Origin of the sequence: Erythrobacter donghaensis, from assembly GCF_001557325.1 — a bacterium.
In the GTDB taxonomy this organism is placed as follows: Bacteria; Pseudomonadota; Alphaproteobacteria; order Sphingomonadales; family Sphingomonadaceae; genus Erythrobacter; species Erythrobacter donghaensis_B.
Genome location: NZ_LSJS01000171.1, coordinates 24089 through 46637 on the forward strand (window position 1 = coordinate 24089; position 22549 = coordinate 46637).

Annotated in this window: 26 protein-coding genes; 15 read left to right on the top strand and 11 right to left on the bottom strand. The window is 69.2% G+C overall.

Annotation, left to right across the window (positions count from 1 at the left end):
- From AX692_RS10095 to AX692_RS10110, 4 genes are all read right to left on the bottom strand, one after another.
- Positions 1-390 (bottom strand): RidA family protein, encoded by a 390-nt coding sequence (locus tag AX692_RS10095; protein ID WP_073974176.1) that lies wholly within the window; start codon positions 388-390, stop codon positions 1-3.
- Positions 387-692, bottom strand: coding sequence for an I78 family peptidase inhibitor (locus AX692_RS10100; RefSeq protein WP_073976957.1), 306 nt, complete (start codon positions 690-692; stop codon positions 387-389). The genes AX692_RS10095 and AX692_RS10100 overlap by 4 nt, the downstream gene beginning before the upstream one ends.
- A gap of 95 nt (positions 693-787) precedes the next feature.
- Positions 788-3217: an EAL domain-containing protein gene (locus AX692_RS10105; protein WP_073973425.1), complete on the bottom strand. Its 2430-nt coding sequence runs from the start codon at positions 3215-3217 to the stop codon at positions 788-790.
- Between the two features lie 20 nt (positions 3218-3237).
- Positions 3238-4590, bottom strand: a complete 1353-nt coding sequence (locus AX692_RS10110) for a FecR domain-containing protein (RefSeq protein ID WP_196490030.1) — start codon at positions 4588-4590, stop codon at positions 3238-3240.
- Positions 4591-4752: 162 nt separating this feature from the next.
- Between AX692_RS10110 and AX692_RS10115 the strand changes: the two genes are divergently transcribed.
- Positions 4753-6399 (top strand): ShlB/FhaC/HecB family hemolysin secretion/activation protein, encoded by a 1647-nt coding sequence (locus AX692_RS10115; RefSeq protein WP_073981551.1) that lies wholly within the window; start codon positions 4753-4755, stop codon positions 6397-6399.
- 9 nt (positions 6400-6408) lie between these two features.
- On the opposite strand, the gene AX692_RS10120 is transcribed toward AX692_RS10115, so the two are convergent.
- Together AX692_RS10120 and pyk are read right to left on the bottom strand one after the other, a co-directional pair.
- Positions 6409-6705: a hypothetical protein gene (locus AX692_RS10120; protein ID WP_073973367.1), complete on the bottom strand. Its 297-nt coding sequence runs from the start codon at positions 6703-6705 to the stop codon at positions 6409-6411.
- 4 nt (positions 6706-6709) lie between these two features.
- Positions 6710-8170: a pyruvate kinase gene (pyk, locus tag AX692_RS10125; RefSeq protein ID WP_073973366.1), complete on the bottom strand. Its 1461-nt coding sequence runs from the start codon at positions 8168-8170 to the stop codon at positions 6710-6712.
- Between the two features lie 65 nt (positions 8171-8235).
- Here pyk and AX692_RS10130 point away from each other — a divergent pair, with 65 nt between their 5' ends.
- The 4 genes from AX692_RS10130 to AX692_RS10145 all read left to right on the top strand — a co-directional run bounded on the left by AX692_RS10130 (position 8236) and on the right by AX692_RS10145 (position 9743).
- On the top strand, positions 8236-8547 hold the full coding sequence (locus tag AX692_RS10130; RefSeq protein WP_073973365.1) for a DUF1244 domain-containing protein: 312 nt from the start codon (positions 8236-8238) through the stop codon (positions 8545-8547).
- Positions 8548-8629: 82 nt separating this feature from the next.
- Complete coding sequence (locus AX692_RS10135; protein ID WP_026092160.1) at positions 8630-8866, top strand: DUF2312 domain-containing protein; 237 nt, start codon at positions 8630-8632, stop codon at positions 8864-8866.
- 74 nt (positions 8867-8940) lie between these two features.
- Positions 8941-9288 carry a heavy metal-binding domain-containing protein gene (locus AX692_RS10140; protein WP_073973364.1) on the top strand — a complete coding sequence of 116 codons (348 nt, stop codon included), beginning with the start codon at positions 8941-8943 and terminating at the stop codon, positions 9286-9288.
- A gap of 50 nt (positions 9289-9338) precedes the next feature.
- Complete coding sequence (locus AX692_RS10145; protein WP_081095247.1) at positions 9339-9743, top strand: GNAT family N-acetyltransferase; 405 nt, start codon at positions 9339-9341, stop codon at positions 9741-9743.
- On the opposite strand, the gene AX692_RS10150 is transcribed toward AX692_RS10145, so the two are convergent.
- A complete protein-coding gene (locus tag AX692_RS10150; RefSeq protein ID WP_155644910.1) occupies positions 9740-10531 on the bottom strand; it encodes a type II CAAX prenyl endopeptidase Rce1 family protein in 792 nt (263 codons plus the stop codon). The genes AX692_RS10145 and AX692_RS10150 overlap by 4 nt on opposite strands.
- Here AX692_RS10150 and AX692_RS10155 point away from each other — a divergent pair.
- From AX692_RS10155 to AX692_RS10170, 4 genes are all read left to right on the top strand, one after another.
- On the top strand, positions 10531-11274 hold the full coding sequence (locus AX692_RS10155) for a YebC/PmpR family DNA-binding transcriptional regulator (protein WP_073973361.1): 744 nt from the start codon (positions 10531-10533) through the stop codon (positions 11272-11274). The genes AX692_RS10150 and AX692_RS10155 overlap by 1 nt on opposite strands.
- Positions 11275-11367: 93 nt before the next feature.
- Positions 11368-11841: a crossover junction endodeoxyribonuclease RuvC gene (gene ruvC / locus AX692_RS10160; protein ID WP_073973360.1), complete on the top strand. Its 474-nt coding sequence runs from the start codon at positions 11368-11370 to the stop codon at positions 11839-11841.
- Positions 11842-11855: 14 nt separating this feature from the next.
- Positions 11856-12203 carry an arsenate reductase gene (locus tag AX692_RS10165; RefSeq protein WP_073973359.1) on the top strand — a complete coding sequence of 116 codons (348 nt, stop codon included), beginning with the start codon at positions 11856-11858 and terminating at the stop codon, positions 12201-12203.
- Positions 12182-13219: a glycerophosphodiester phosphodiesterase family protein gene (locus AX692_RS10170; RefSeq protein WP_073973358.1), complete on the top strand. Its 1038-nt coding sequence runs from the start codon at positions 12182-12184 to the stop codon at positions 13217-13219. The genes AX692_RS10165 and AX692_RS10170 overlap by 22 nt, the downstream gene beginning before the upstream one ends.
- 27 nt (positions 13220-13246) lie before the next feature.
- Here the strand turns inward: AX692_RS10170 and ubiG are convergent, their stop codons facing one another.
- Positions 13247-13993, bottom strand: a complete 747-nt coding sequence (gene ubiG, locus AX692_RS10175; RefSeq protein ID WP_073973370.1) for a bifunctional 2-polyprenyl-6-hydroxyphenol methylase/3-demethylubiquinol 3-O-methyltransferase UbiG — start codon at positions 13991-13993, stop codon at positions 13247-13249.
- Positions 13994-14042: 49 nt separating this feature from the next.
- Here ubiG and AX692_RS10180 point away from each other — a divergent pair, with 49 nt between their 5' ends.
- From AX692_RS10180 to purT, 4 genes are all read left to right on the top strand, one after another.
- Entirely contained in the window at positions 14043-15314 is a 1272-nt protein-coding gene (locus tag AX692_RS10180) for an aspartate kinase (RefSeq protein WP_073973357.1), read from the top strand.
- 138 nt (positions 15315-15452) lie between these two features.
- On the top strand, positions 15453-16169 hold the full coding sequence (locus AX692_RS10185; RefSeq protein WP_073973356.1) for a helix-turn-helix domain-containing protein: 717 nt from the start codon (positions 15453-15455) through the stop codon (positions 16167-16169).
- A 268-nt stretch (positions 16170-16437) separates the two neighbouring features.
- Complete coding sequence (locus tag AX692_RS10190; RefSeq protein WP_073973355.1) at positions 16438-17382, top strand: GGDEF domain-containing protein; 945 nt, start codon at positions 16438-16440, stop codon at positions 17380-17382.
- 42 nt (positions 17383-17424) lie between these two features.
- Positions 17425-18597 (top strand): formate-dependent phosphoribosylglycinamide formyltransferase, encoded by a 1173-nt coding sequence (purT, locus tag AX692_RS10195; RefSeq protein WP_073973354.1) that lies wholly within the window; start codon positions 17425-17427, stop codon positions 18595-18597.
- Between the two features lie 59 nt (positions 18598-18656).
- Here the strand turns inward: purT and AX692_RS10200 are convergent, their stop codons facing one another.
- On the bottom strand, positions 18657-18986 hold the full coding sequence (locus tag AX692_RS10200; protein ID WP_073973353.1) for a UrcA family protein: 330 nt from the start codon (positions 18984-18986) through the stop codon (positions 18657-18659).
- 261 nt (positions 18987-19247) lie between these two features.
- Here AX692_RS10200 and AX692_RS10205 point away from each other — a divergent pair, with 261 nt between their 5' ends.
- Positions 19248-20261 (top strand): NAD(P)H-dependent flavin oxidoreductase, encoded by a 1014-nt coding sequence (locus AX692_RS10205; protein ID WP_073973352.1) that lies wholly within the window; start codon positions 19248-19250, stop codon positions 20259-20261.
- Between the two features lies 1 nt (position 20262).
- Complete coding sequence (gene purU, locus AX692_RS10210; protein ID WP_073973351.1) at positions 20263-21129, top strand: formyltetrahydrofolate deformylase; 867 nt, start codon at positions 20263-20265, stop codon at positions 21127-21129.
- Here the strand turns inward: purU and AX692_RS10215 are convergent, their stop codons facing one another.
- A complete protein-coding gene (locus tag AX692_RS10215) occupies positions 21130-22236 on the bottom strand; it encodes a WD40/YVTN/BNR-like repeat-containing protein (RefSeq protein ID WP_073973350.1) in 1107 nt (368 codons plus the stop codon).
- A 24-nt stretch (positions 22237-22260) separates the two neighbouring features.
- Positions 22261-22549: c-type cytochrome (locus tag AX692_RS10220; RefSeq protein WP_155646306.1), on the bottom strand; the 289-nt coding region annotated here is incomplete at its 5' end.

Genomic DNA, 22549 nt, shown 5'->3' on the forward strand with positions numbered 1-22549 from the left:
TTAGCCGCCGATCACCGCTTCGGCCTCGATCTCGACGCGCCATTCGGGGCGGCACAGCCAGGCGACCCCCGCCATCGTCGCCGCGGGCCGGGCCTCGCCGAAGAAACGCGCGTGCACCGCACCGACCGCGTCCTGATCTTCCGGGTGGGTGAGCAGCATCCGGGTGCGCACCACGTCCGCCGCGCTGCCGCCCAGTTCCTCGATCGCCGCGAGGATGATGATGCAGCAGCGCGCCGCCTGCTCGGCCGCGCCGCCCGGGGTGGTGGAGCCGTCGGGCTCGACCGGGCCGGTGCCCGCGACGATGATGCGACTGCCCTCCCGCACCGCGCGCGCAAAGCCGAAGCTCGCCTCGTAAGGCGAGCCGGAGGTGGTCCGCTGTCGGCTGCTCATCCGCAGGTGATTTCCGTGATCTTCATGGCCTCGTCATAACGCACGTTCACCCGGTCCTCGCGAAAATCCATCGTCCAGGCGCTGTTCGGCGGGCCCCAGCGCAAGGTGCGCGCGCCGCTGTCCTTGAGGATCGCCGTGCCCATCGCCTGGGTGGCAGCGTGACCGATGTGGCCTTGTGCGGTCTCGGCCCGGCAGGTCATGGCAGGCTCGGGCGCGGCTGCAGCCTGATCGGGCGCGCCGCCGGTGGTGGCGCAGCCTGCCAGCCCCGCCGCTGCGACGCCTGCGATCATGATCCGTTTCATCCTGTCCTCCTCCGCCGTGCCGCGCCGCTCGGGCAGCGTCTTGCGCGGGGCAGCCTAACAGGCCGGAGCGGGGATGAGAAGCGGGCCTCGGCGCGTCAGGCAACGCGCAGCCGCACAGGCCGGCGTGCGGGAGCGGGCGCCTCGACTTCGACCTCGATCTCAGCCTGAGCCTGAGCGGCAGCCCGGGCCGCGTTCTCGGCGGCGGCATCGGTCGCCACCGCCAGCGCCGCAAGCTCCGCTGCCGCCAGCGGACGCCCGACGAAGTAGCCTTGCGCATGGTCGCAGCCGATCCGGGCGAGGAATTCGAGGCACGCGCTCTCCTCGATCCCCTCGGCCACGACCTTGAGGCCGAGCTCGTGCGCCAGCTGCACGGTCGATCGCACCAGCATCGCATCGCCCTTGTCGACATGGGCCTGCGCCACGAACATGCGGTCGATCTTCAGCTCCGACAGAGGCAGCAGCTTGAGGTAGTTGAGCGCCGACTGGCCGGTGCCGTAGTCGTCCATAGAGATGCGGATGCCCGCCGCGCGGAAGCGCTCGAGCGCGGCGATCGCGAGGTCGGTGTCATCGAACTGCGCGCTCTCGGTGACCTCGAAAGTGACCTGTCCGGCGGCCAGACCCGAGCGCGCGACCAGCGCCAGCGCGCGGCTCTCGAAGCGCTCGGCGGTGAGCAGTGCGGCCGAGATGTTGATCGCGACCCCGATCCGCAACCCGCGCGCGCGCCAGCCCTGGGCGTCGGCCAGCGCCTGCGCGATCACCGCCAGCGTCAGATCTTCGAGCCGCCCGCGTTCCTCGAACAGCGGGATGAAGCAATCCGGGGGCAGCAAGCCGCGCTCGGGATGGTTCCAGCGCACCAGCGCCTCGACCGCGTCGATCCGGCGCGTCGCGAGGTTGAGCTTGGGCTGATAGAGCACCGCGATGCCGCCGTTCCTGAGCGCGTCGTCGAGATCGCCGAGCAGCGAGAGCTCGCGGCTGATCGTCTCGCCCGCCTCGATGGTGTGGAGCCGCCAGAACTTGCCCGCGCGCTTGGCCTGGCTCGCGGCGTGGGCGGCGTGAGCGCCGGGATCGACCATGTCGGCGTCCGCCACCCCGAAGGTCAGCGACACGCCGATCCGCTTGCCGCCAAGCTCGAACGGACTGCGCATCAGCGCGCGCAGGCCGCTGAGCTGGGATTCGAGCTCGTCGATCGGCAGCGGCGAGAGCCACGCCAGCGTGCGCTCCTCGCTGCGGAAGATCACCGGCACGCCGCTGGCGACCTTGAGACGCTCGGCGATGCGGCGCAGCAGCATGCCGAGGGTTTCGCTCTCGATCGCGAGCTTGAGCGCGTCGAAATCGTCGATCTGCGCGGCGATGACGAAGCGGTCGGCCGGCTGGAGGTCGCGCGCCATGAGCGCGAGGCCATTGGGCAGGCCGCTGTCGTGATCGATGCGCCGCTGCAAATCGGCAAAGCGGTGGGCGAGCAGGAGGTAGCGCAGCGCGCCCGCCGCCAGCACCTGGACGAGCGCCGGGACGATCTCGAACCAGAGGGCAAGCCCGAGCCGCGCGCCCAGCCAGCCCGCGAGCAGCGCCAGCGCAGCCAGCCCGGTGCGCAGCAGCACTGCGCGGCGGCGTGTCGCGGCGAGGATGGCGAGCGCGGGCAGGCACGCGAGCAGCAACGGCAGCGACCACGAGCCGTAGACCGGCACGCCCCGGCGCAGCGTTTCGGCCCCCAGCGCCTGGATGATCACGCCCGGGATCACCCCATGGTTCGGCACGGCATAGCGATCGCCCAGTTCGATCGCGGTCGCGCCGATGACCACGTCCTTGCCTTCGAGACTGCCGCGCGCGAACACCCCGCGTTCGATGGCGACGAAGCTGTGGCGGGGCAGGCTGGCCGGGTCGATCGCGAAATCGACCGGGAAGTCCGCTCCGGCGGTTCCGCTGCGCCCGGCGATGGTCGCCGCCAGCGAGGGGCGCGCGGTGGCGCGCGTCACCGTGCCGAAGGGCAGGCGCCGGACGTAGCCGTCGGGATCGGGCGCGACCGAGACCGAAGCGAGCTGCGCGTGCTCGCGCAGGGCCGGGATCGGGAGCGAATCGAGCTGGCGCTGATCGCCGAAGCCGGCAGCCTGCCCGAAGGTCGGCAGCGCGACGGGGGCCTGCGCGGCCGCGATGGCGGCAGCGAAGGCGGCATCGCCCGCGGGATCGGCGGTGCTCGAGAAGTCGACATCGAAGCTGATCGAGCGCACCCCGGCGGCATCGAGGTTGCGCACGACCTGTGCGAAATGGTCGCGCGGCCACGGCCAGCGGCGGATCGCAGCCATGCTGGCGGCGTCCATCTCGACCACGTGCACCTGTCCGCTGGCCGTGCGGTCGAACAGCGCGAAGGTGAGTTCGCCGAGGCGGTTCTCGGTGCCGCGGAAGACCCCGCTCAGCGCGGCGACCGAGACGGGGAGCGCGAGCGCCGCGATCATCAGCGCGGCGATGCGCCAGCTATCGGATCGCAGCGCGTGCGCGAGGCGGCCGAGTTTGCGGCGCAGGAACTTCATGGCCGGCGACGCCGATACGGTCAGGGCCGACCGGCGAGGATTTCGAGGAGGGCGTCGAGGCGAGCCGTCAGCCCGCCGCGCCCACCGCTGGCCTTCCCGGCGTTGCCGTTTCCGTTGCCGTTTCCGTTGCCGTTGCCGTTGCCCTTGCCCTCGTCGTCGCCATCGTCGGAGCCGTTGCCGTCGTCATCGCGGTCGTCATCGTCGTCGTCGGCACCATTGCCGTTGCCGCCGCCGTTGCCCCTGCCCTCGCCATCGTCATCGCTGCCGTCGTCGTCGTCGTCGTCGGAGCGGCCGCCATTCCCGCCGCCATTGCCGCTGCCGTCCTCGTCATCGTCGGAGCCGTTGCCGCCGCCATTGCCGCCGCCGTTGCCGTTGCCGCCGCCGTTGCCGTTGCCGTTGTCGGCATCGTCGCCATCATCGGTGCCGCCGTCAGCTTCGGAGCCGCTCCCGTTCCCGTTTCCGTTGCCGTTCCCGTTGCCGTTCCCGTTTCCGCCACCATTGCCGGTGCCGTTGCCATTGCCGGTGCCATTGCCGGCGCCGGGCCCGCTGCCCACGCCGCTGCCCGGCGTTCCGCCGTTGCCGGCGTCCGCGTTGCCCCGGCCGCGGACATCGTCGGAGACGACCACCGCGGCGAGCACCACCACCTCGCCGCTGGCAAAGCCGTTCGAGACCTGGCCGAGATCCTGCGGGGTGCTGACGATCGCCTGGTCGATCCGCGGGCTGGTGTCGGGCTGGCTCGCGGCGGGCTGGAGCGAGGCTTCGCCGCGCGCCGGGGTCGGCGCCGAGGCCGGCGGGGCGGCGGCGCGCGCGGGCGAATCCATCACCTTGCGCCCCTCGCCCTCGATCACCATCCGCAGCGGATCGGCCGCGGAGATCATCGCCACGCTGCCCGGACGGATCATCTCCACCGCGCCGCCGTCGAGCGTCGCGGTCTCCACCGCGCCCTCGGTGACCTGGAGGCTGGCGCCCTCGCGGGTCACGGTGATCACGAAGGTCGTGCCCTTCACCACCGCCGCCAGATAGGGGGTCTCCACCCCGAAATGCGGATTGGGCTGCTTGCCGATGTTGAACAGCGCACTGCCGTAGTCCTGGAGAATCTGGACGATCCCGCGCTCGCGCTCGGCAGGGGCGATCCGCAGCTGCGCGTTCTGGCGCATGGTCACGAATTCCTTGCCGCGCACCAGCACCGCCGAAGCGCGCGCAGCGGTGCGCACCATGGCGCCGGGGGCGAGCGGCGTGCCGACCCGGGCGGGGCGCGTCCCCTGCGAATCGATCACCGTGACGACGCCCTTGGCTTCGGACACGGTCCACGGTCCGCTCTGCGCAAGCGCAGGCGCGCCGCTGAACAGCAGCAGCAGGAAGGGCAGAATCAAGCGTTGCACAAGGCGCATAAGCTTCTCCGATCATGGGTGTTAGCCGGAGACCTCGGGATATCGCGTTACCGCCCGTGGTTAAGAAAGCCTGAGGCTGAGACTTGGTTAACCTTTGAAACGTAGAGGAAAGGCTTGTCTCGGGATGACGGGGGTTTCGCAATCTTGCGAAGGGTTAAACTCTGGGCCTGCGCAATCACGGCGCTGGCGGCGGGGCCGCTGGCGGGGCAGGACGTGCTCGATCGCACCAACCCCCAGACGCAGGCCAACCGCGACGAGCAGGCCTTGCCCGCCGACGACCAGGTGCGAATCGAGGTGCTGCCGGTGCTCGACGCCCCACTCGCGGCGGCTGGCGGCCCGGTGCTCGATGTCGGCGCGATCGTGGTCGACGGCCTCGTGGCGATGCGGCAGGCCGATTTTGCTTCCGTGGTCGAACCCTTCGCCGGACGCCCGCTCGATCGCGCCGAACTCGGCCGCCTGACCGACGCGATCGCCGCCCGCGCGCGCGCCGAGGGCTATGTCCTCGCGACCGCATGGATCCCCGAACAGCGTCTGGTGGGCGGCATGCTGCGGGTGCGGATCGAGGAGGGCCGGATCGACGCCGTGCGGGTCGAGGGCTCGGATGATCCCGCGATCCGCCGCCAGCTCCAGCGCCTCGCCGATGGCCGCCCGGTCACCCTCGCCGCGCTCCAGCGCGAGGTGCTGCTGGCCGATGACCTGCCGGGGGTGTGGATCCGCACGACCCGCTTCGAGCGCGAGGGCGAGCGCCGCATTCTCGTGGTCGATGCCCGGCGCAACGATTTCGGCGGCAGCGTGATCGCCAGCACCGACGGCACCAAGCCGCTGGGGCCGTTCCGGGCACGGATCGAGCTTGACGCCAACGGGTTGATCTCACCGCGCGACCGCGTCGACCTCAGTTTCTCGTCCACCCCGTTCGAGCCCGAGGAACTCGCCTTCTTCAGCGCGCGCTACAGCGTGGTGATCAACGATTCCGGCACCACCGTGGGCGCCTTCGGCTCCTATTCGCGCACCGAACCCGGTGCCTATCTGGCGAACCGCGAACTTGTCGGCGAGGCCATCCATGGCGGCATCCGCATCCGCCACCCGCTGCTGCGCGCGCAGAAGCGCAGCCTGTGGCTCGAAGCGAGCGCGGAGTTGCAGGATCTCGCGCAGGACAGCTTCGGCCAGCCCGCCCGCCACGACTGGATCGCGCTCGTGCGGCTCGGGTTCTATGGCTTCGGGCCGCTCGCCGGGGGCAACCTGCAGGGCCGCGCGACGGTGAGCCAGGGCATACCCACCTTCGGCGCGACGCCGACCGGCAGTCCGCTCGCCTCGCGCCTCGATGCGGCGCCCGATTTCACCACGCTCGGATGGTGGCTCAACTGGCGGCGCGGGATCGCCCCGCGCGTCAGCCTCCAGCTGTCGAGCGTCGGCCAGCTGTCCACTGCCCCGCTCCTGATCGGCGAGAACTTCGCGCTGGGCGGAACGCAGTTCCTGCGGGGCTACGACTTTGCGCAAGCTGTCGGCGATCAGGGCGTCGCGGGCCTTGCAGAGCTCCGCTACGACTGGCCGCGCGCGCTGGGCGCGGTGCGCAATGTGCAGCTCTATGCCTTTGCCGACGCGGGCACCGCCTCGAACCTTGCCGCCGGGCGCGGCGGCGGCACGCTGGCATCGAGCGGCGCGGGGTTCCGGACCGACATCACCCGCGACCTCGATCTCGATTTCGAAGTGGCGGTGCCGCTCACCGAAGACCGCTACGACACCGACGACAAGACGCCGCGGATCAACGTCAGGGTCAGCCAGTCGTTCTGAGGCTGGACGTCAGCGATCCTGCGGCGGGACGGCCAGCCATGCGGCGAAATCGGGGTAGAGTTCGGTCGCGGGCCAGGCCCGATTGCGCTCGACGTTCCAAGTGAGGTGAACCTGCGCGAAGGTGCCGTCATCGAGCAGGAACAGGACATCGTCACGCCCCGCGCGCCGCCCGAGCGCTGTTACCGTGCGGCCCGCGAGGATGTGGTCGCGCGGCAGCTCGCGGGCGAGTTCGCGCTCCAGCCCGCGGGCCTGCTCCGGATCGTCTATGCCGTGCCAGTCGGCGTCCCACGGATAGGCGGCGGACACGGCTTCAGCCCTTGTGCTTCTCGAGCTCGTCGCCGGTCACGGTCACGACATGCAGCAGGTTGGTCGCCCCGGGCGTTCCGAAGGGCACGCCGGCGAGCACGATCAGCTTGGCCCCGGCGCTCGCAAGGCTGTGGCGCAGCGCCATGCGCTTGCCCTTGCCGATCATCTCCTCGAAGCTGCCGATGTCCTTGGTCGCCACCGCATGCGCGCCCCACAGCAGCGCGACGCGGCGCGCGGTGCGGATCGAGGGGGTGAGCACCAGCATCGGCGTCGCCGGACGTTCGCGCGCCACCCGCCGCGCGGTCGAACCGCTGGTGGTGAAGACGGTGATCGCGCTGATCGGCACGGTGTCGGCGATGGTCATGCAGGCATGCGCCAGCGCATCCGAGGTGGTCGCATCGGGCGGGGTCTCGAGGAAGCGCACGCGCGCCTTGTAACCCTCGTCGCGTTCGACCTGCGCCGCGATCCGGTCCATCATCGCGACCGATTCCTCGGGCCACTGCCCGGCCGCGCTCTCGGCCGAGAGCATCACCGCATCGGCCCCGTCATAGACCGCGTTGGCGACGTCGGAGACCTCGGCGCGGGTCGGCGAGGGGCTCTCGATCATGCTTTCGAGCATCTGCGTCGCCACGATCACCGGCTTGCCCGCGCGGCGCGCGGCGTTGACGATGCGCTTCTGGAGCGGCGGCACCTCGTAGGGCCCGAGCTCGACGCCCAGATCGCCGCGCGCGACCATGATTCCGTCGGCCAGCTCGATGATCGATTCGATGCGGTCGACCGCCTTGGGCTTCTCGATCTTGGCGCAGATCGCGGTGCCGTGGGTGCCGATCAGCTTCCTCGCCTCGGCAATGTCCTCGGGCCGCTGCACGAAGCTCAATGCGATCCAGTCCGCCCCGTGCTCGGTGGCGAAGGCGAGATCGCGGCGGTCCTTTTCGGTGAGCGCGGGGATCGGCACCTCGGCATCGGGGACGTTCACCCCCTTGCGGTCCGAGATCACCCCGCCGACCTCGGCCGAACACAGGATGCGGCTGTCGTCGGCCTCGAGCACCTTCAGCCGGATCTTGCCGTCGTTGATCAGCAGGCGCTGGCCGCGCTCCATGATCCCGAACAGCTCCGGGTGCGGCAGGAACACGCGGTTGTGATCGCCGGGCGCGGGGTCGCGGTCGAGCGTGAAGTGGCCCGAATGGCGGATCACCGCCTGCCCCTCGGCGAAGGTGCCGACGCGCAGCTTGGGCCCCTGGAGGTCGGCGAGGATCGCGATCGGGCGCGCGAACTGCTTTTCGAGCGCGCGGATCGCGGCGACCACCGGCTCGTGATCGGCGTGGCTGCCGTGGCTCATGTTGAGGCGGAAGGCATCGGCCCCGGCGCGCACCAGCCGCTCCAGCATCTCGGGCGAGCGGCTCGCGGGGCCGATGGTGGCGAGAATCTTGACCTTGCGGCCGCGCGGGTCGATCCGTCGTGACATTAATGGGTATCCCTCTTGGCCTGAGCCTATGGCACAGGCGCATTTCAACTCAAGGAAAAGCCGTGATGAATACCAATGCCGATCCGCTCGATACGCTGGACGACGCACAGGCCGCCGCCGCCTTCCGCCGGCTGGTGCGCCACCTGCGGCATCGCCACGATGCGCAGAACATCGATCTGATGGGCCTTGCGGGCTTCTGCCGCAACTGCCTTGCCGACTGGATCCGCGAGGCGGGCTATCCGGGCGACAAGGAGGCGGCGCGCGAAGTGATCCACGGGATGCCCAGCGCCGAATGGAAGGCGACCCGCCAAACCCCCGCCACCGAGGAACAGCTCGCCCGCATGGCGGCCAGCGTGGCGAAGAACGCACAGGAATAATTTTCGCGGGCGGTTCAATCGCGGGCGGCGGCTGGCTATTCCGCCCGCCAACCGATTCTCATTTACCGATGGAGCCCACCCAATGGCCGAAACCGCCGACGACCGCCTGCGCCTCCTGATCGAGCGCATCGAACGCCTCGAGGAAGAAAAGAAGGGCATCGCCGACGATATCCGCGACGTCTACATGGAAGCCAAGGCGGTGGGTTACGATCCCAAGATCATGCGCCAGATCGTGCGTCTGCGTAAGATGAAGCCCGACGACCGCAGCGAGCAGGACATGCTGCTGGAAACCTACAAGGCCGCGCTCGGGATGGCGTGACAGCTGCGGCTTGCCATTGAAACGTCACCGCTCTGTGTTATCTATCTAACACAGTATCAAGAGGAGAGAGATCAATGGCATCCCCGTGGAGAGACGCGCGCAGCGTCATCGTCAGCACCACCCCGACCCTGGAGGGCCGGCCGATCCAGGAATATATGGGCATCGTCACCGGCGAGGTGATCGTCGGCGCGAACCTGTTCCGCGATCTGTTCGCCAATATCCGCGACATCGTCGGCGGCCGCTCGGGCAGCTACGAGCGCATCCTTGCCGATGCGCGCAACCAGGCGATCGAGGAATTGCAGTCCGAGGCCGCCGCGCGCGGGGCCAATGCGGTGGTCGCCATTGACCTCGATTACGAAGTCATCGGCGACACCGGCTCGATGCTGATGGTTTCGGCCAGCGGCACGGCGGTGCGGGTCTGAGCGTCACAGTCCGCCGCCTCGGCCCGGGAGACCTTGCCGGGTTCCGCGCGATGAACGCGGTCTTCGCGCAAGGCTTCGATGATCCTGAGCACTACGCCGCCGCCCCGCCCGATGCGGGATGGGCAGAGTGCTGGCTTGCCAATCCGCACCACATCGCGCTGCTGGCGGAAGCGGGCGGCGCAGCGGTGGGTGCGCTCGCCGCCTATGTCCTGCCCAAGTTCGAACAGGCCCGCAGCGAGATCTACATCTACGACCTTGCGGTGCTGGAAAGCGCCCGGCGGCAGGGGCTGGCGACAGCCCTGATCGAGGCCCTGCGCACCATCGCGCGCGAGATCGGCGCGTGGACGATCTTCGTCCAGGCCGACATCGTCCCCGAGGACGAACCGGCGCGCCGCCTCTACCGCAAGCTCGCGAGCGAGGAGATCACCGCGCTGCATTTCGATATCGCGCCCTAGGCGAGCAGGTATCCGCCCGCGAGCACCAGCGCATTATACCCCGCGTGATACGCCATCGCCGCCGCCAGTCCCGCGCGGGTCCGAATGAAGGCGAGCAGAAGCCCGCCCAGCACCTGCGGCAGCACCACGGCGAGGCCGAGCGGACTGGTGAAATCCGCGTAATTGCCGAGGTGGATCGCGCCGAACAGCAGCGCCTGTGCCCAGACGATGAAGCCGAAGTGGCGAATGAAAGCGGGCGGCACCTTGCGAGCGTGCTCGCGCGCGCGGGTCAGGCTCCATTGGACAAGGCCCGCCAGCGCCACGCCCGCCCCCGCCCATGCCAGCATCCGGGCGTGATCGGGCACCAGCGACACGCCCGCCAGCATCAGCGCCATTGCCGCAAAGCCGCAGGCCGCAAAGCGCAGGGCGGCAACCCGCCCGGTCAGCCAGCTGCGAAACACCAGTTCCTCGAGCAGCGGGGCGATCACCAGGAAGGCGAGCGGGCTCGTCGCGAGACTGTCGGGATCGATGTCGGGGGCAGGCAGCACGCCGGCGCTCCGCCCCGCCAGCCACAATGGCGCGACCACCAGCGCGAACAGCACGAGGTGGACGAGAGCCGCCGCCAGCACCGCCGCCGCCCGCTCGCGGGCCGAGGCGAGCGGCTGGCGTGCATGGTGCGGCCGCACCATGAAGCGCGCCGCCTCCGCCAGTCTCTCGCGAAAGCTCGGCGCGCGCGCCCTTGCGTCCCCCGCGCCTGCCGGAGTAAGGCCCGCCCCCACGTCTCCAACATTTCCGGTGAAGTCGTCCAATGGCAGGCCATTCCAAGTTCAAGAACATCATGCACCGCAAGGGTGCGCAGGACAAGAAACGCGCGGCGATGTTCTCCAAGCTCAGCCGCGAAATCACCGTGGCGGCCAAGATGGGCATGCCCGATCCCGACATGAACCCGCGCCTGCGGCTCGCGGTGAACGCGGCGCGCGCGCAGTCGATGCCCAAGGACAACATCCAGCGCGCGATCGACAAGGCGGGCCAAGCGGGCGGCGAGGACTATGTCGAGATCCGCTACGAGGGCTATGGCCCGGGCGGGGTCGCGCTGATCGTCGAGGCGCTGACCGACAACCGCAACCGCACGGCGACCAACGTGCGCACCGCCTTCAGCAAGAACGGCGGAAACCTCGGGTCCGAGGGCTCGGTCAGCCACGGCTTCGAGCGGCGCGGGTTGATCGAATACAGCGCGGCGGCGGGCGACGAGGAAAAGGTGCTCGAAGCCGCGATCGAGGCGGGCGCGGATGATGTGGAATCCTCCGAGGACGGCCACACCATCTGGACCGCCGCCGAAGACCTGCACGGCGTGGCGGGCGAGCTCGAAAAGGTGCTCGGCCCGGCGGACAACGTGAAGCTGGCGTGGAAGCCGGTGCTCAGCGTCGACGTCAACGAGGAGGTCGCGGCAACGCTGATGAAGCTGATCGACACGCTCGACGACGACGACGACGTGCAGACCGTTTGGGGCAATTACGAAATCTCCGACGCGGTGATGGAGAAGCTGGGCTGAAACCGCGGGAGTGGCTGCTGGCGATAGCACTGGGGGCCGCGTTCCTGCTTGCGATGCTGTGGCGGCTCGGCTTCATGGTTGGGCTCTAGAGAAATGCTGATCCTCGGCCTCGACCCCTCGCTGTCCTCGACCGGCTGGGGCGTGATCCGCGCCGAGGGCGCACGTCTGAGCCACGTCGCGAACGGACAGATCAAGACCGATCCGGCCGCCCCGATGGCCGCACGGCTGGCGGCGCTTCAGGCGGGGCTCGCTGCCGTGATTGCCGAACATCACCCCGGCCGCGCCGCAGCCGAAGAGATTTTCGTCAACAAGAACCCGCAATCGACCCTCAAGCTCGCCCAGGCGCGCGGCGCGGTGCTGGCAGCCTGCGGGGCGGCGGGGCTGACGGTGAACGAACACGCCGCGCGGCTCGTCAAGAAGGCGGTCACCGGCACCGGCGGGGCGGAGAAGGCTCAGGTCGCGGCGATGGTCAAGGTGCTGCTCCCCGGCGTCGCAATCGCCGGGAGCGACGCCGCCGACGCGCTCGCGGTGGCGATTGCCGACGCGCACCTCGCCCCGCGCCATTGAACAGGAGACAGGCCATGATCCACCTCTACGGCATCCCCAATTGCGACACGGTCAAGAAGGCCCGCACCTGGCTCGACAGGCAGGGCCGCGCCTACACCTTCCACGACTACAAGAAAGAGGGTGCCGACCCCGAAAGGCTCGCCGCGTGGATCGCGGCTGCGGGCCTTGATGCCGTGGTGAACCGCAAGGGCACCACCTTCCGCGCGCTCGAAGCATCGGACAAGGCCCGCGCGGACGACAGTCACACCGCCGTCGCATTGCTCGTCCAGCACCCGAGCATCATCAAGCGGCCGATCGTGGAACATGCCCACGGCGTGCTGATCGGTTTCAAGGAGGAAGAATGGTCCGCCGCCTTGCTGTGATAGCGCTCGCCCTGCTTGCCGCCGTGCCGGTGGCAGCGCAGGACAGCGACATGCTGATCATCGCCCACCGCGGCGCGAGCGCCGAGCGGCCCGAGCACACGCTCGCCGCCTATGAACTGGCGATCGATCAGGGTGCGGACTATATCGAGCCCGATCTGGTGGCGACCAAGGATCTGGTGCTGGTCGCGCGCCACGAGAACGAGCTGTCGGGCACCACCGATGTCGCGAGCCGCGAGGAGTTCGAGGATCGCCGCCGCGAGAAGACCATCGAGGGCCGGCTGGTTTCAGGTTGGTTCGCCGAGGACTTCACCCTCGCCGAATTGCAGACCCTGCGCGCCAGGGAGCGCATCCCCGCGATCCGCCCCGGCAATGCTCGGTTCGACGGGCTCTGGCAGGTGCCGACGCTGGCCGAGATCGTGAAGCTGGTGCGCGCCAAGGAGGCCGAGACCGGGCGGCGGATCGGGATCTATCCTGAACTCAAGCACCCCACCTTCCTGCTCCAGAACGCCGGGATCGACCTCGTCGACCTGCTGCTGCGCGACTTCCGGGCGCTCGGGATCACGCCCGCCGACCCGGTGTTCATCCAGAGCTTCGAGATCGCCCCGCTCCAGCGCCTGCGCAGCCGCGCGCCGGGCTTCCGCCAGGTTCTGCTGGTCGAGCCGCTCGGCGGCCCGGCGGACGAGCCGTCGCTGCGCTATGCCGATTTGGTGACGCCCACGGGCCTTGCCGAGGTGGCGAAGTATGCCGATGCGGTGGGGGCCTATGCGGGGATGATCCTCGCGCCCGACGGCACGCCGACTTCGCTCGTCGCCGATGCCCGGGCGGCAGGTCTTGCGGTGCATGCCTGGACGATCCGCCCGGAGAACGAGTTCCTCCCCCCGAGCTTGCGCACCGGCGATGACCCCAAGGGCAAGGGCTGCGGCGATGTAAAGCTGGCCGCGATGATGAAGGCGGCAGGCGTGGCGGGCGTGTTCAGCGACGGGCCGCTGAAGGGGCGCAGCTGTCCTTCCGACTGAGACAGCGGACAGGCTTTCCGTTGTGTTTCAAGCTACTAAAGCGCGCCGCGCTGACACAATGTAGTTCAGCGCCATGTCGTCCGACAGGTGCAGCCCCTTGCCCGGGCGCCACGCGATCCCGCGCTTTGCCGTCACCGTCAGCCCGGCATCGGCCAGCAGGCCCTCGAGTTCGTCGGGCGTGACGAAATCCTGCCAGTGGTGCGTGCCCCTCGGCACATAGCCGACCGCCTCGGCCGCGCCGACCAGCAGCACGCGGCTGGCCGCGGTGCGGTTGGGGGTGGACATGACGAGCAATCCGTCGGGCGCCAGCCGCGCCGCCACGTCGCGCAGGAAGGCCGGCTTGTCGGCGACATGCTCGATCACCTCGACGCTGGTGACGAGGTCGAAGGTGCCGATGTCGAGCCCCGCCACCTCGCCCGCCATGTAGCGGATGTCGAGCCCCACGCCCTCGGCATGGGCGCTCGCCGCAGCGACATTCTCGGCCGCCGCATCGACTCCCGTCACCGCCGCGCCCAGCCGTGCGAGGGGCTCGCACAGCAGCCCCGCCCCGCAGCCGATATCGAGCGCGGCCTTGCCCGCCAGCGGCTTGGCCGCCCGTGCCGCTTCGGGCCAATGCGCGTCGATCGCGTCGCGCACGAAGGCAAGGCGCACCGGGTTCACCTGGTGGAGCGAGGCCATCGGCCCCTTGGGGTTCCACCAGTCGCGCGCCAGCTTTGCGAAAAAATCTGCCTCTTCGGGGCGAATTGTAACATTCGGAATGTTTGCGTTTGCCATCATCCCACCCTAACAGCGCGCGCGAACACTCACCAGCAGGAGCTGACCCTTGGCCCGGATCGTGATGAAATTCGGCGGCACCTCAATGGCCGGGACGGAGCGCATCCGCCGCGTCGCCAATATCGTGCGCGCGCAGGCCGCGCGCGGCGATTCCGTCGCGGTGGTGGTCAGCGCGATGGCGGGCGAGACCGACCGGCTGGTCAATTTCTGCCGCGAGGCCAATCCGCTCTACGATCCGGCCGAATACGACGTGGTGGTCGCGAGCGGCGAGCAGGTGACGAGCGGGCTGCTGGCGCTCACCCTGCAGGCGCTGGGCTGCAAGTCGCGCAGCTGGCTCGGCTGGCAGCTGCCGATCCACACCATCGAGGCCCATGCCAAGGCGCGGGTCGAGAGCATCGACGCCGAAGCCCTGATCGCCTCGATGGAAGCCGGCGAGATCGCGGTGATCCCGGGCTTTCAGGGGCTGTCGGAGGATGGCCGCGTAACGACTTTGGGGCGCGGCGGGTCGGACACCTCGGCGGTCGCGGTGGCGGCCGCAATCAAGGCCGACCGCTGCGACATCTACACCGATGTCGACGGCGTCTACACCACCGACCCGCGCATCGTCGCCAAGGCGAAGAAGCAGAAGGCGGTGACTTACGAGGAAATGCTCGAACTCGCCAGCGTCGGGGCCAAGGTGCTCCAGACCCGCTCGGTCGGCCTTGCCATGAAGGAAAAGGTGCGGGTGCAGGTGCTGTCGAGCTTCATCGGCGAAGGCGCCCCGCCCGCCGACGATCTGCCCGGGACGATGATCGTCTCGGACGAGGAAATGGACGAATTGGTGGAGAAGGGCCTGATGGAACGCCAGCTTGTGACCGGCATCGCGCATGACAAGAACGAGGCCAAGGTGATCCTCACCCGCGTGCCCGACCGCCCCGGAGCGGTGGCCAACATCTTCGAGCCGCTCGCCGCGGCCTCGATCAATGTCGACATGATCATCCAGAACGTCGGGCGCGACAAGGGCGAGACCGACGTGACCTTCACCGTGCCGCAGTCCGATCTCGCCCGCGCACAGGCGCTGCTGGAAGATCGCCGCGACGCGATCGGCTTCAACCGCATCATCACCGACAGCAAGATCGCCAAGATCTCGGTCGTCGGCGTGGGCATGAAGAGCCACGCGGGCGTCGCCTCGAGCATGTTCCGCGCGCTGTCCGACCGCGGCATCAACATTCAGGCGATCTCCACCAGCGAGATCAAGATCAGCGTGATGATCGACGAGGACGAGACCGAACTCGCGGTGCGCGTGCTGCACACGGCTTACGGGCTCGACGCCAAGGACTGATGCGAAAGGGGATTGCGGCAGTGGGTTAGCTGAAAGATAGCCCGTTTCGTCCCCATTAACCATTTCGGGTGACTTCGCCTTTACGTTTCTGACCAGAGGGTGACCCGGCTCATTCCCGAGTCCGGAGCCCCCTGTGTCATGGCCATCAAGGCCCACCTCGATCAGCAGCCCGTTGCCGTCCCTGGCGAAGCCAACCAGCGTGGTGCCCCGCGCCGGGCCCTGCTGCTGGAGACCAGCGGCATCCTTGCCGGTGCCGATCCCGAAGGCCTCACCGCCAATGTCACGATCCACAACATCTCGGCCGCGGGCCTGCTGCTCGAGACCGCGCTGGTGCTGGCCGAGGGCGAGCAGCTCGCGCTCGACCTGCCCGAGGCGGGTGCGGTGGTCGCCTCGGTGGTGTGGCGCTCGGAGCATCTCTACGGCTGCGCCTTCGCCGCCCCGCTGACAGCCGCCGCGCTTGCCGCGGCGCAGCTTCAGGGCTTTGCCCCCGGCGTGCCGACCGGGCCGCTGGAGAGCGCGCCGGCGCGCGCGCCGCTGCCCGCCGGCGCTGCGTCCGGCGAAGGCCTCGGCACGCGGCTCAACCGGCTGCGGCGCGAGGCGGGGCTGACGCTTGCCGACGTCGCCGCCACGCTCGGGGTCAGCAAGCCGACGGTGTGGGCATGGGAGAAGGGCAAGGCCCGCCCGCTGCCCGAGCGCCTCGACGCGATCGCGGCTGCCCTCGGGGTCGAGGCCGAAGCGCTCGCCGCCGCTCCTGCCTCGCGCGAGGTCGAGGGCGTGATCGCCGAATGCCGCGCGCGCATCGCCGCGGCCTGCGGCACCGCGCCCGAAGCGGTCAGGATCATGATCGAGCTGTGACCCGCGTCTGAGTTCCCGCAGCTAGAAGCCCCTACCTACTGCGTCCAATACGTATTGGATGGGCTGCCCTGATGGAAAAATATGGTAAACGAAATCCGGAGGTGATTCGTTTTTTAGTCAAGTAAATTTACTTAGCTAAACAAATGAGGCTTTGTCTTCGGGAAAACAGGGGAATGTTTTCTTAAGTGTGACTTAATTTAGCTATAAAGTAAATCTGACTAAGAGCGAGTTGGCGAATTCATCGTTGGACCGCTGGGGCACTGTTGGAATGAAAATTGGTTTAAGCGAGGTCGAAGGCCATATTCTGCATGGTTTGCTGGAAGAATCGTCCGGCGATATCGTGATCAGGCTCGACCGCCACGGATTCATCGTTCATGCCTCGGCCAACATCGCCGAGCTGGGCTCGGATCTCACCGCGGCGCTGCTGCCGCCGCACATCACCGATCTGGCTGCTCGCGATCATGCCGCGGCACTCGGCGAGCATGTGACCCGCGCGCTTTCCAGCTGCGCGCATGCCGGCTGGATCGAGTTTCCGGTCGAGGCCTGCGCCGATCGCGGCACCGACCGTGAGGCGCATTTCCCGCGCTGGTATGCGCTCAGCCTCAAGCCGATGTGCGATGCGCGCGGCACGCCCGACGGGGCGATGTGCCTGATGCGCTCGGTCCAGCAGTTGCGCAGTCTCGAGGGCGAGCTGCACGCCCGCGCCGTCACCGATCCGCTCACCGGCCTCGCCAACCGCACCGCCTTCTGCGCCAGCCTGCGGCGCCATCTCGCGCGCGGCGGCGGGCAGATGGTTGCGGTCTTCGCGGTCGACGGCATGCGCGCGCTGCTGCTGCGCTATGGCCAGCGCACCGCGGACGAGGTGCAGTGGGGCCTGGCCAAGTTCCTCGAGACGATGGCCCAGACGCTGACGGCGCCGGGGCACGAGCTGGCGCAGCTCGATGGCGAGCGCTTTGCGGTGCTGCTCCCCGACATGACCCCAAGGGCCGCGCGCGAATGGGCCGAGGATGTGATCGAGACCTTTGCCGGCCTCGCCGCCCCCGCCCCCACCACCAGCAGGCACAAGGCCCCGCAGCTGACCGCGAGCGCGGGTCTGGCGCGGGTCGAATGCACCGTCGACTGGACGCTGCGCGAGGCCGAGCTCGGCCTGGTGCTGGCGCGCGCGGGCGGCGGTCGGCAGGTGGCCGTGGCGGGGCATCGCCACGCGGCGTAATCCCAACTGGACTCATCTCGCGAGGCCGGTAAACCGCCTCCGATGAGCCACATTGCCACCATCCTGTTGCTCGGTTCGGGCGAGCTGGGACGCGAATTCGTGATTGCCGCCAAGCGCCTCGGGGCCCGGGTGATCGCCTGCGACAGCTATGACAACGCCCCCGCGATGCAGCTCGCCGACGCGCGCGAGGTCTTCTCCATGCTCGATGGCGAGGCGCTGCGGGCCGCGGTGATCCGCCACCAGCCCGACCTCGTCGTCCCCGAGATCGAGGCGATCCGCACCGAGGTGCTGGGCGAGCTCGAGCAGGAGGGCTTCCGCGTCGTCCCCTCGGCGCGCGCCGCGCAGCTCACCATGAACCGCGACGCGATCCGCGATCTGGCGGCGGGCGAGCTGGGGCTGGCGACCTCGCAATATGGCTATGCGGAGAGCTTCGCCGAGTGCGAAGCCATTGCCGCGCGTATCGGCTACCCGCTGGTGATGAAGCCGGTGATGTCCTCCTCGGGCAAGGGCCAGAGCAAGGTCGACACGCCCGAGGCCCTGGAGGCGGCGTGGGAGTATGCCGTCGCCAACATGCGCGGCGACAGGGCGCGGGTGATCTGCGAACAGTTCATCGCCTTTGACTACGAGATCACCCTGCTGACCATCCGGCACAAGGACGGCATCTCCTTCTGCCCGCCGATCGGCCACCGCCAGGAACGCGGCGATTATCGCGAAAGCTGGCAGCCCGCCGCCATGTCCCCGGCCGCGCTCGCCGCCGCGCAAGGCATGGCCGCCAAGGTCGTCATGGCGCTGCAAGGCGACGGGCGCGGCTGGGGGCTCTACGGGGTGGAGTTCTTCGTGAAGGGCGAGGAGGTGATCTTCTCCGAATTGTCGCCCCGCCCGCATGACACCGGGATGGTGACGCTGGTCAGCCAGACCCTCACCGAATTCGACTTGCACGCCCGCACGATCCTCGGGCTGCCTGTGCCCGAACGCATCGCCGCCACCCCTGCGGCCTCGGCGGTGATCCTCGCCGATCGCGAGAGCGAGCGCTTCGCTTTTGCAGGCCTCGCCGAGGCGCTGGCGCTGGGCGACACCGACGTGCGGATCTTTGGCAAGCCCGTCACCCGGCCCTGGCGCCGCATGGGGGTCGCGCTCGCCCGCGCGGGCGATGCCCCTGCGGCGGTGGAGCTTGCCAAGGCGGCCGCGGGGGCGGTGCGGATCGTCTACGACTGACGCGAAAAGGGCGGCCGCGCCCTCCCGCGCGGCCGCCCTCCGGCTGTGTCAGGGGACGATCAGAGCCCGGCGAACACCGCCAGCTTGGCCGACAGTGCCGCCACGCGGCGGGCATTGGCGGCGTTGAGCGCGAGTTCGACCTGCGGCGCGGTCGAGGCACGCACTTCGGCGACGCAGGCCTTGTGCGCGGTGATGCGCGCCAGATCGCGCGCACCGATGGTGCCGCACAGGCGGGTGGCGGCGCGGGTGATGCGCGCGTCGAGCGCCTTGCGCCCGGCCTCCCTGGTGAGATCGAGATCGCCGTAGGGCACGACAATGGTCGCCGGCTGGGCGAGAGCGGGGGTGGCGGCGGCGAGCGCCAGAGCGGGCAGGACAATGCGCATGAGCATGGCAGGGGTTCCTTTTGCGTTGGTGTCCGTCAAAACTGTGCCAGCCGGAACAGGGGGAGAGGAGAGGCGCCCGGCTGACGCGCCGCCTCTGGCAGGGTTTGATTACACCTTGCGGTCGTTTGAAAGAAAGTTTCGTTATAGAGCAATCATAAGCCTGTCGTGCGACTGACTCGAAATCGCCACTTGTGCCATCCCCTTGTCTTGCAAGGGAATGCCGCAGGCGCTTGCGGCGCGCCGCGCCAGCGCCTAATCGCGCGGGCCATGGAAACCTATCCCAAGACCGCCGCGCTGATGGAGCGCGGCCGCCACTTCCTCGGCTGCGAGACCGCGATCCTGTGCGGCGCGATGAGCTGGGTGAGCGAGCGCAACCTCGTCGCCGCCATCTCCAACGCGGGCGGCTTCGGCGTGATCGCCTGCGGGGCAATGACCCCCGAGCTGCTCGATAGCGAGATCGCCGCGACCAAGGCGCTGACGACGAAGCCCTTCGGCGTCAACCTCATCACCATGCACCCGGCGCTGTTCGATCTCATCGCGGTGTGCCGCAAACACGGCGTCACCCATGTGGTTCTGGCGGGCGGCATTCCGCCCAAGGGCTCGGTGGAGGCGATCAAGGCGGACGACAGCGGCATCAAGGTGATCTGCTTCGCGCCCACCCTCGCGCTCGCCAAGAAGCTGCTGCGCTCGGGCGCGGATGCGCTGGTGATCGAGGGGATGGAGGCTGGCGGCCATATCGGCCCGGTCTCCACCTCCGTGCTGGCGCAGGAGATCCTGCCCGAGCTTGCCGCCGATCACCTGATCTTCGTCGCCGGCGGCATCGGCCGGGGCGAGGCGATCGCGAGCTACCTCGAGATGGGCGCGGCGGGCGTGCAATTGGGCACGCGCTTCGCCTGCGCGACCGAGAGCATCGCCCACCCCGATTTCAAGAAGGCCTTCTTCCGCGCCTCAGCCCGCGAGGCGGTGGCGAGTGTGCAGGTCGACCCGCGCCTGCCGGTGATCCCGGTGCGCGCGCTCAAGAACAAGGGCACCGAGGAATTCACCGCCAAGCAGCGCGAAGTCGCAGCCCTGCTCGACGCGGGCGAAGTCGACATGGTTGAGGCGCAATTGCAGATCGAGCACTTCTGGGCAGGTGCCCTGCGCCGCGCGGTGATCGAGGGCGATGTCGAGAACGGCTCGGTCATGGCCGGGCAGTCGGTCGGCATGGTCACGAAGGAAGAACCCGCCGCCGACATCATCGCCGAGCTGATGGCGCAGTGCGAGGCGGCGCTGGCGCGGTAAGGTGGCACAGCCCCTCGTCCTCACCCTCGCTTGCCCCGACCGGCCCGGCATCACCGCGCGGGTCACGGGTTTCCTGTTCGAGCGGGGCGCGAACATTCTCGATGCCCAGCAGTTCAACGACCGCTGCGAGGCGGGCGGGAGCGACCGGTTCTTCATGCGCGTCGTGTTCGATCCCGACGGCGCGACGGCCGAGAGCCTGCGCGCGGATTTCGCCGCGTTGGCGGGCGAATTCGGCATGGAATGGAAGATGGCGCGCGAGGACCGGCCGCGCCGCACCATCATCATGGTGAGCAAGTTCGACCACTGCCTCGTCGACCTCCTCTACCGCTGGCGCACCGGCGAGCTGGCGATCGATCCCGTCGCGATCGTCTCGAACCACCCGCGCGAGGCCGCGATTCGGGTGGATACCGGCGACATCCCCTTTCACCACATCCCCGTCACCCCCGAGACCAAACCTGCCGCCGAAGCGCAATTGCGCGCGCTGGCGGCCAAGACCGATGCCGAGCTGGTGGTGCTGGCGCGCTACATGCAGGTCTTCTCTGACGACCTCTCGGCCCATTTCGCCGGCCGCGCGATCAACATCCACCACTCATTCCTCCCCGGCTTCAAGGGTGCGCGGCCCTATCATCAGGCGCACGCGCGCGGGGTGAAGATCATCGGCGCGACCGCGCATTTCGTCACCGCCGACTTGGACGAGGGCCCGATCATCCATCAGGATGTCGAGCGCATCACCCACGCCGACAGCCCCGAGGACCTCGTGCGCAAGGGCCGCGACATCGAGCGCCGGGTGCTCGCCGAAGCGGTGCGGCTGTTCGCGGCCGAGCGCGTGCTGATGAACGGCAACCGGACGGTGGTGTTCAGGGGCTGATCAGTCGGCCAAGTCGATCGCCTGCACCTCGGTGCCGATGGCGTAGAGGCGCACACCGTTCTCGGTCGGCACGGCCTGGAACTTGTTCGCCGCCCGCGCGATGGCCACGCGCTCCCATGTCACACCGCCGTCCTTCGTGGCAAAGCCCCCCGCGGCGGTGCCGACGAAGCCGACGTCCTTGCTGACGAAGCCGATGCCGAACTGGCGCGCGGCGGGGTCCTGCGCCATTTCGATCTCGCGCCAGGTCTTGCCCTTGTCGTCGCTGCGGATCACCAGCTGGGTCGCGCGCGCCTGATCATAGGACTGGACGGTGGCGTAGCCGGTGTCGCTGCCCTCCGGAAAACTCGCCTTCCAGATCAGCTCGAACTTTCGGCCCGAGCGATAGACTTCCTGCCACGTCCTGCCGCCATCCTCGGTACGCAGCACCAGCCCCTCGGCCTGCTGGGGATTGGCGCTGGTCGCGGCAAAGACGAGGCCAGTCAGCTCGTCGAAGAACCTGACGTCGAGGATCATCCCGGCGTGGGGGGCCATGTCGATCACCGACCACGTCTCCCCGCCATCGACGGAACGCAGGATGCCGGTCGGCCCGCCGACGCGCCCGGCGGCGTGGATCACGGTGCGCGGGACGAGCGTGCCCTGATAGATGCGCTGCGTCCTGAGGATGTCGATCGCGCAGACGCCCTTGATCGTCGCGCCGCCGGTGTCGACCGCCTCCCATGTCCGCCCCCCGTCGCGGGTGCGGTAGAGCGGCGTCGTGTCGGTGACGCCGGGGTAATAGTCGGTGCCGATATTGCCGATGAAGCCGTTCTGCCGGTCGACGAAGCCGACCGCGCGCACGAAGGTGCCGGGGCGGCTGGCGACCTTCTCCCAAGTCGCGCCGCCGTCGGCGGTGGCGAAGAGATCGCCCGCGCCGGTGCCGTACCAGCCGTGGCTGTCATCGACGAAGCTGACAGAGTCGCGCTTGCCGCGATAGGCTTCGGTGGCGAAGGTGCGCCACTCGCCAGCGGCTGCCGCCGCCGCCGCCGGAGCGGGCGCGGGGGTTTCCTCGGCAGCGAGCGGCATAGCGAAAGCCAGCGCGGCGAGCGCTGCGGCGAGACGTGTCTTCATGCGGTGCGACCCCTTGTTGCGGCGCTAGCGGCGGGCGATTTTCTTCCCCGCTTCGAGCGCCTTGTCCTCGTTCGCGCGCTTGATGACATAGGCGCGGATCGCCTCGATCTCGTCTTTCGACAAAGAGCCCGCAAAACTCGCCATACCGCGATCCTTGAGCGCGCCGTCATGCACCACCGCGCTCCACGTCGCCGCGCTCTCGAGCGCGCCCGCGCGGCGCAGGTCGGGGAGCACGGTCGAGCCCACCGCGCCCGGCGCGTGGCACACCGCGCAGTAGCGGGCGTATTTGGCCTGCCCGACCTGCGCCGCGCGG

Coding starts and splice junctions, on each gene's coding strand:
- AX692_RS10095 (WP_073974176.1), bottom strand. CDS start 390: ATGAGCAGCCGACAGCGGACCACCTCCGGCTCGCCTTACGAGGCGAGC.
- AX692_RS10100 (WP_073976957.1), bottom strand. CDS start 692: ATGAAACGGATCATGATCGCAGGCGTCGCAGCGGCGGGGCTGGCAGGC.
- AX692_RS10105 (WP_073973425.1), bottom strand. CDS start 3,217: ATGAAGTTCCTGCGCCGCAAACTCGGCCGCCTCGCGCACGCGCTGCGA.
- pyk (WP_073973366.1), bottom strand. CDS start 8,170: ATGTCACGACGGATCGACCCGCGCGGCCGCAAGGTCAAGATTCTCGCC.
- AX692_RS10130 (WP_073973365.1), top strand. CDS start 8,236: ATGAATACCAATGCCGATCCGCTCGATACGCTGGACGACGCACAGGCC.
- AX692_RS10135 (WP_026092160.1), top strand. CDS start 8,630: ATGGCCGAAACCGCCGACGACCGCCTGCGCCTCCTGATCGAGCGCATC.
- AX692_RS10140 (WP_073973364.1), top strand. CDS start 8,941: ATGGCATCCCCGTGGAGAGACGCGCGCAGCGTCATCGTCAGCACCACC.
- AX692_RS10145 (WP_081095247.1), top strand. CDS start 9,339: ATGAACGCGGTCTTCGCGCAAGGCTTCGATGATCCTGAGCACTACGCC.
- AX692_RS10155 (WP_073973361.1), top strand. CDS start 10,531: ATGGCAGGCCATTCCAAGTTCAAGAACATCATGCACCGCAAGGGTGCG.
- ruvC (WP_073973360.1), top strand. CDS start 11,368: ATGCTGATCCTCGGCCTCGACCCCTCGCTGTCCTCGACCGGCTGGGGC.
- AX692_RS10165 (WP_073973359.1), top strand. CDS start 11,856: ATGATCCACCTCTACGGCATCCCCAATTGCGACACGGTCAAGAAGGCC.
- AX692_RS10170 (WP_073973358.1), top strand. CDS start 12,182: ATGGTCCGCCGCCTTGCTGTGATAGCGCTCGCCCTGCTTGCCGCCGTG.
- ubiG (WP_073973370.1), bottom strand. CDS start 13,993: ATGGCAAACGCAAACATTCCGAATGTTACAATTCGCCCCGAAGAGGCA.
- AX692_RS10185 (WP_073973356.1), top strand. CDS start 15,453: ATGGCCATCAAGGCCCACCTCGATCAGCAGCCCGTTGCCGTCCCTGGC.
- AX692_RS10190 (WP_073973355.1), top strand. CDS start 16,438: ATGAAAATTGGTTTAAGCGAGGTCGAAGGCCATATTCTGCATGGTTTG.
- purT (WP_073973354.1), top strand. CDS start 17,425: ATGAGCCACATTGCCACCATCCTGTTGCTCGGTTCGGGCGAGCTGGGA.
- AX692_RS10200 (WP_073973353.1), bottom strand. CDS start 18,986: ATGCTCATGCGCATTGTCCTGCCCGCTCTGGCGCTCGCCGCCGCCACC.
- AX692_RS10205 (WP_073973352.1), top strand. CDS start 19,248: ATGGAAACCTATCCCAAGACCGCCGCGCTGATGGAGCGCGGCCGCCAC.
- AX692_RS10215 (WP_073973350.1), bottom strand. CDS start 22,236: ATGAAGACACGTCTCGCCGCAGCGCTCGCCGCGCTGGCTTTCGCTATG.